Here is a 6,337-nt window from a genome sequence, read left to right as displayed (position 1 = left end):
AACGGCGCACCCGTGCCCGTGCTGCTGTCCGTGACCTTGATGCTGAACGGGAAACTGCCGGCCACGTTCGTCGTGCCGGACAGCACGCCGGTGGCCGTGTTCAGGCTCAGGCCCGCAGGCAGCGAACCAATCACGGCGAAGCTGTATGGCGCCGTGCCGCCCGCCGCCGTCAAGGTCGAACTGTATGCCACGGTGGCCGTCGGATTGGCCAGGCTCGCTGGCGTCAGCACCACCGCTGCGGAAGAAACGGACAGGTTATAGCTCTTCGCGCCCGTAAACAGATGCGCATCCGTGACGGTCACGGTGAACGGGAAGCTGCCGGCCGCCGTCGGCGTGCCGCTGAGTACGCCGCTGCTGTTCAGGCTCATGCCGACAGGCAGGCTGCCCGCCGACACGGCGTAGGAGTACGGTCCGCTACCGCCGCTGGCACTCAATTGCTGGCTGTAGGCCACGCTGATCTGGCCCGCCGGCAAGGAAGCCGGCGTGATGTCCATGGCCGACGAGACGGTCAGCGTATACGTTTGCGTGGCCACCGTATTCACCCCGGCAACGGCAGCCTGGGTAACGGTGATGATGCTGCTGCCAGCGGTGACCGGTGTGATGACGCCGCTCGCGCTGACGGTCGCCACGCCGGGATTCGAGCTCGCATAGCTGAGGGCGCCATAACTGCCGCCAGTCAGGGTGGATGTCGCCGCATTGGTGAAGCTGTTACCCAACGGTACGGAGGCGGCCGTCGGTGTCGCAAACGTCAGCACGCCGGTAGGAATAAACGTAAATTGGTCCGCCGTGCTGGTGGCACTGGTGCCACCCGCGGTGGTCACGCGCACGTCCACCGTACCCGTGCCCGCTGGCGCCGTCGCCGTGATCTGCGTCGCGCTGTTGACGGTAAAGCCGGGAGCTGCCGTCGCGCCAAAGGTCACCCCCGTCGTGCTGGCAAAGCCCGTACCGGTGATGACGACACTGGCACCGCCGCCGACCGGTCCGAAGGCAGGATTGATGCCGCTGACAGTGGGCGCCGAGACATAGGTGAACTGGTCCGCCGCGCCGGTGGCGCTGGTGCCACCCGTGGTGGTGACGCGCACGTCCACCGTGCCGGCACTGCCAGCTGGCGCTGTCGCCGTGATCTGCATGGCGCTGTTGACGGTAAAGCCGGTGGCCGCGGTGGCGCCGAAGGTCACCGCCGTCGCGCCGCTGAAACCCGCGCCGCTGATGGTAACGCTGGTGCCACCTGCCGTTGGCCCGGCCGCGGGCGAAATACCGCTCACCGTTGGCGGTCCGATATACGTGAACTGGTCCGCCGCGCCGGTGGCGCTGGTGCCGCCCGCCGTCGTGACGCGCACATCGACCGTGCCGCTGCCACTCGGCGCCGTCGCCGTGATCTGCGTGGCGCTGTTGACGGTGAAGCCCGTCGCCGACGTAGCGCCGAAGGTCACGGCCGTCGTGCCGCCAAAGCCCGTGCCCGTGATCGTCACAGTGGCGCCGCCAATGGAGGCGCCCGACGTGGGCGAAACGCTGCTCACCACCGGTGCCGCCACATACGTATATTGATCCGCCGCGCTGGTGGCGCTGGTGCCGCCCAGCGTGGTGACGCGCACATCCACCGTGCCCGTGCCCGCCGGTGCCGTCGCCGTGATTTGCGTGGCGCTGTTGACCGTAAAGCCGGTCGCCGCCGTGGCGCCGAAGGTTACCGCCGTCGCACCGCTCAAGCCCGTGCCAGTGATGATGACAGACGCGCCACCGGCCGTGGGGCCCGCCGTCGGCGCAATGCTGGTGACCGTTGGCGTGCCGATATACGTGAACTGGTCCGCCGCGCCGGTGGCGCTGGTGCCGCCCGCCGTCGTGACGCGCACATCGACCGTGCCGCTGCCACTCGGCGCCGTCGCCGTGATCTGCGTGGCGCTGTTGACGGTAAAACCGGTGGCCGCCGTGGCGCCGAAGGTCACGGCCGTCGTGCCGCTAAAGTTCGAACCGGTGATGATGACGGTCGTGCCGCCGGTGGCCGGACCCGTGGCCGGCGAAATGCTCGTGATCACCGGTGCCGCCACATACGTATATTGATCCGCCGCGCTGGTGGCGCTGGTGCCGCCCGCCGTGGTCACGCGCACGTCCACCGTGCCCGTGCCGGCTGGCGCCGTCGCCGTGATCTGCGTGGCGCTGTTGACGGTGAAGCCCGTCGCCGCCGTGGCGCCGAAGGTCACCGCCGTCGTGCCGCCAAAGCCCGTGCCGGTGATGGTGACGGTGCCGCCGCCAGCGGCCGGGCCGGCCGTGGGCGAAATGCTCGTCACTGTCGGCGCCGCCGCATAGGTGTACTGGTCCGCCGCGCCGGTGGCGCTGGTGCCGCCCGTCGTGGTGACGCGTACGTCGACCGTGCCGCTGCCGCTTGGCGCCGTCGCCGTGATCTGCGTGGCGCTGTTGACGGTATAGCCGGTGGCCGCGGTGGCGCCGAAAGTCACCGCCGTGGCGCCCGTAAATCCCGTGCCCGTGATAGTGACCGTGGTGCCGCCGGCGGTGGGGCCCGCCGTGGGCGAAATGCCGGTGACCGTCGGCGCGGGAATATACGTGAACTGGTTGGCGGCATCGGTGGCGCTGGTACCGCCGGCGGCGGTGACGGTGACGTTCACGGTGCCGGCGCTGCCGGCTGGCGACGTGGCGGTCATGGTCGTGGCATTGACGACGGTAACGGCGACGCCATTGTTGGCGCCAAACTTCAGCGCCGTGACGCCCGTAAAGCCGGTACCGGTAATCGTGACGGCCGTGCCGCCAGAGGCTGGGCCGGACGCGGGCGTCACGCCGGTGATGGTCGGCGGCGGCTGGGCGTTGATCACCATGGAATAGCTGCGCGACGTGTTGTACGGTCCGTTGCCGCCCGTGACATCGGTCGATTTGATCACAAAGTTATAGGTGTTCATCGCGCTGGGCGTACCCGATAACAAGCCGCTGGAGGACAGGCTCAGGCCCGGCGGCAAACTGCCCGATTCCACTACATACGTATAGGGCGCGGTGCCATTCGCGGTCGACATCTGCTGGCTGTACGGCGTCGCCAAACCTCCCGCAGCCAGGGTGGTGGGCGTAATGGACAAGATCGGTACGGCGATCGACACGGAATAGTTCTTGATGACCACCTGCGGCGTGCCCGGGGTCGAGTCGGTAACCTTGACGCCAAACACATAGGCGCCGGTAGCCGTCACGGTGCCGGAAATCACGCCGCTCGGCGATACGCTGATACCGGGCGGCAAGGTGCCGGAATCGAGCACATAGCTGTAGGGAGCGACACCGCCACTCGCCGACATGGTCTGGCTGTAAGGTGTGCCGATCACGGGCGCGGTCAAACTGCCCGGCAACACCGTGAAGGCGGCCGCCGCGGGCGCGACTGTCACGGTGAAAGTCACCTCCATGCTGTCTTCGTCGAGCAGGATAAAGCTGTCGGACAGCGCCCCGTCGCCATTATTGATATAGGTGGCGATGCCATTGCTGTTATTGACGAGGCCTGTAATCGTGCCGTGCAAGGGCGTCGCGTTATTGTCAATCAGGCCGAATCCGCTGCAGGAAGACAGGTCGATGATATGCGAGCCGCCCGAGGCGACTGAAAAACTCTGGCTGGCCGTACATTTCACGCTCGGCGCAGCCTGCGCCGGGTTGGCGACGAACGCCAGCATCAGCAGGCACAGCAAAGCGAACCACTGTCCCAGACGGGAAAATACAGCCGTCCCGGCGGTGCCACGATCCGGCATTCGTTTCGCATTTCCAGCAAACAAAGCGAGCAGGAAAGAATGGGCCGGACGGCCGCCGAGGTCGTTGCAAATACGCAACATAGCTTCTCCAATACAGAGTTTTTCAGACAAAAATGAAGGTGATTTCAGGCCGTCAGCGCTGCCCATTCCGGGCTCTTCTACAGTGCCAACAGATGTTGACGCTTGCCATATGACAACGTATGCTACTCCGAGATTTCAATAAAGTAACTATAACAAAAAGGGTTTTTTAAAACGCAATATTGATTGCAAATGGAAAATATTGCTTATTTGAAATTCAATGGCATTCCAACCGTGGGAGAACGATGATGGCTGATGTGTATCTAGGACAAATCATGATGGGCGGCTTCAATTTTGCGCCGCGTGGCTTTGCGGCATGTAACGGGCAATTGCTGCCGATTGCGCAGAATCAGGCGCTGTTTGCACTGCTGGGTACCGCTTACGGGGGGAACGGCAGTACCACCTTCGCCTTGCCTAACCTGCAAGGCTGCACTCCGGTTGGCGCGGGTGCTTCGGCCGACGGTGCGTGGCAACCTTCCCCATACCAGACCGGCACACGGGCGGGGCAGGAGGCTGTCACCTTGATACCGACCGAGATGCCGCCGCACACGCATGCGGCCAATGCGGTGACGACGCCGGGCACCTCGAAAAATCCCACGAATACCCTGTTTGGCGGCAGCGGCGCGGAATCCATCTACGGGTCGGCCGGACCGCAAGTGACCCTCTCCAGCCAGACCCTGGCGTTGACCGGCGGCAACCAGGCGCATCCCAACATGCAGCCGTTCTCGGTCATCAACTTCAATATCGCCTTGAGCGGTATCTTCCCGTCGCGCAACTAACGAATCCGCCACTTCTTACGGAGCATAGTCATGACCACACCCTATGTCGGCGAAATTCGCCTGTTTGCCTTTCCCCGCATTCCCAGCGGCTGGTTCGCCTGCGACGGCAGCCTGAAACCGATCGCCAATAATGAAGTACTGTACACCCTGCTGGGCACCACCTACGGCGGCGACGGCGTCAACACTTTCGCCGTGCCCGACCTGCGCGGCCAGGTTCCCCTGCATATGGGCACCGGTCCCGGCCTGACCAACCGGCCCATCGGGCAACGAAGCGGCAGCGAATCGGTGACCTTGCTGGCAACCCAGCTTCCTTCGCATACGCACCCGTTCAATGTGAACAGCACCCTGGCGACGGCGAATGTGCCAGCGGCCAACCTGCTGCTGACGGCCCCGTCGAATAACGACAAGATGTACACCAGCGATCTGACCGGCCTGACCGCCTATGCACTGGCAACCACCGCCACGGGCGCGACAGGCGGCACCCTGCCGCACGAGAACACCATGCCGACACTGACCGCCTCCTTCTGCATCGCATGGGCAGGCATTTTCCCCTCGCAGCAATAACAGCCGGCAAGCCAGCGCAGCCCATAAAATCGATCAGGAGAACCTACCGTGACAACACCATACCTTGGCGAGATACAAGTCTTCGGCTTCAATTTCACACCCTACGGATGGGCCAGCTGCAACGGCGCCACCCTGCAAATCCAGCAATATTCCGCCCTGTTTGCGTTGATCGGCACGCAGTATGGCGGCAATGGGACCACCACCTTCCAGCTGCCCAACTTCACGGGACGCGCGCCGTGCAGCCAGGGACAAGGACCGGGCCTGACGCCGCGCGTGATGGGCGAGACCTTCGGCAGCAACAGTGTCACCTTGAACGTCACGGAGATCCCGAACCACACCCATCAACCCAATGTGTACCGCCAGCCCACGGCCGCCCTGCAGCACAACACGCCGCTCGCTGGCGACGCCTTGATTGCGCTGGGCGGCACGTCCGCGTTCGTGCCGGCAACGCCACCCAATGTATCGCTGTCCCCGACCGCGATCGGTAGTGCCGGTGGCGGCCAGCCGCACGAAAACCGCCAGCCGATGCTGGCTCTGAATTTCTGCATCGCCCTGCAAGGCGAGTTTCCGTCATTCGACTAAGTTGGATTCATCCAGGCAGGCGGCGCCATCGCGGCGCCCGCCTTGCCCTTCTTCCCATACCGGCCTCAGTTGAACACGGCCTGGTACAGAAAGCCGTGGCTGTCACGCGCCACCGGCACCAAAAAGATACCCACTTCGCCAAACGCCTCATGCCGCATCTGGAAGATTTTCTGGCTGAACAGAATGGGCGAGCTATGGTGAAACAGCAGGCTGAACGGCTTGCGCATCAAGCCCTCCAGGGTCGCTGACGGCAGCGGCTGCACTTCCTTCAGGACAAAGGCGGCGTTGCCGTCACTGGCCGCAATAAACGTCTCGTTGACGCGCGCGGCAAAATGTTCGAGGGTCAGGACAGTCATCATTCCAGGCATTCCATTCCGTAAGCAGTGTAGTGAAGACGATGCCTGATTCTAATGGAATCATTGCTGTCCCGGCACGGCAATGACATGAAAAAACAGACGCCACATGCACCGCGGGGCGGAAGCAAGCTGCTCCCGCCCCGCGGCGTCACTCCCTTTATTCGCAGCGCTACCTGAGCGGCATGGCGATGCCGAACATCACCGACTGGGTACGTCCGCTCTCCATACTCAGATTGCTGTTGTAGTC

General features: G+C 64.1%; 5 protein-coding genes. 3 read left to right on the top strand and 2 right to left on the bottom strand.

What is annotated here, in order from left to right:
* The coding region (locus IGS55_RS27730) for a beta strand repeat-containing protein (protein ID WP_230537313.1) at positions 1–3,731 on the bottom strand (3,731 nt) is incomplete at its 3' end.
* A 353-nt stretch (positions 3,732–4,084) separates the two neighbouring features.
* On the opposite strand from IGS55_RS27730, the gene IGS55_RS27725 reads away from it, so the two are divergent.
* The 3 genes from IGS55_RS27725 to IGS55_RS27715 are packed head-to-tail and all read left to right on the top strand — an operon-like array spanning position 4,085 to position 5,734.
* Positions 4,085–4,588 (top strand): phage tail protein, encoded by a 504-nt coding sequence (locus IGS55_RS27725; protein ID WP_230519551.1) that lies wholly within the window; start codon positions 4,085–4,087, stop codon positions 4,586–4,588.
* Positions 4,589–4,618: 30 nt separating this feature from the next.
* Positions 4,619–5,152, top strand: coding sequence for a phage tail protein (locus IGS55_RS27720; RefSeq protein ID WP_070253778.1), 534 nt, complete (start codon positions 4,619–4,621; stop codon positions 5,150–5,152).
* Positions 5,153–5,200: 48 nt separating this feature from the next.
* Positions 5,201–5,734 carry a phage tail protein gene (locus IGS55_RS27715; protein ID WP_230519552.1) on the top strand — a complete coding sequence of 178 codons (534 nt, stop codon included), beginning with the start codon at positions 5,201–5,203 and terminating at the stop codon, positions 5,732–5,734.
* 65 nt (positions 5,735–5,799) lie between these two features.
* Here the strand turns inward: IGS55_RS27715 and IGS55_RS27710 are convergent, their stop codons facing one another.
* Positions 5,800–6,093 (bottom strand): DUF6916 family protein, encoded by a 294-nt coding sequence (locus IGS55_RS27710; RefSeq protein ID WP_230519553.1) that lies wholly within the window; start codon positions 6,091–6,093, stop codon positions 5,800–5,802.
* Positions 6,094–6,337 lie beyond the last annotated feature (244 nt).

The organism is Janthinobacterium sp. EB271-G4-3-2 (genome assembly GCF_020858035.1).
In the GTDB taxonomy this organism is placed as follows: Bacteria; Pseudomonadota; Gammaproteobacteria; order Burkholderiales; family Burkholderiaceae_D; genus Janthinobacterium; species Janthinobacterium aestuarii.
The sequence above is the reverse complement of the archived record's forward strand: the minus strand, read 5'-3'. Positions and strand labels throughout refer to the sequence as shown.

Excerpts from the sequence above, each read along its gene's own strand:
- IGS55_RS27725 (WP_230519551.1), top strand. The coding sequence starts at position 4,085 with ATGATGGGCGGCTTCAATTTTGCGCCGCGTGGCTTTGCGGCATGTAAC.
- IGS55_RS27710 (WP_230519553.1), bottom strand. The coding sequence starts at position 6,093 with ATGATGACTGTCCTGACCCTCGAACATTTTGCCGCGCGCGTCAACGAG.
- IGS55_RS27720 (WP_070253778.1), top strand. The coding sequence starts at position 4,619 with ATGACCACACCCTATGTCGGCGAAATTCGCCTGTTTGCCTTTCCCCGC.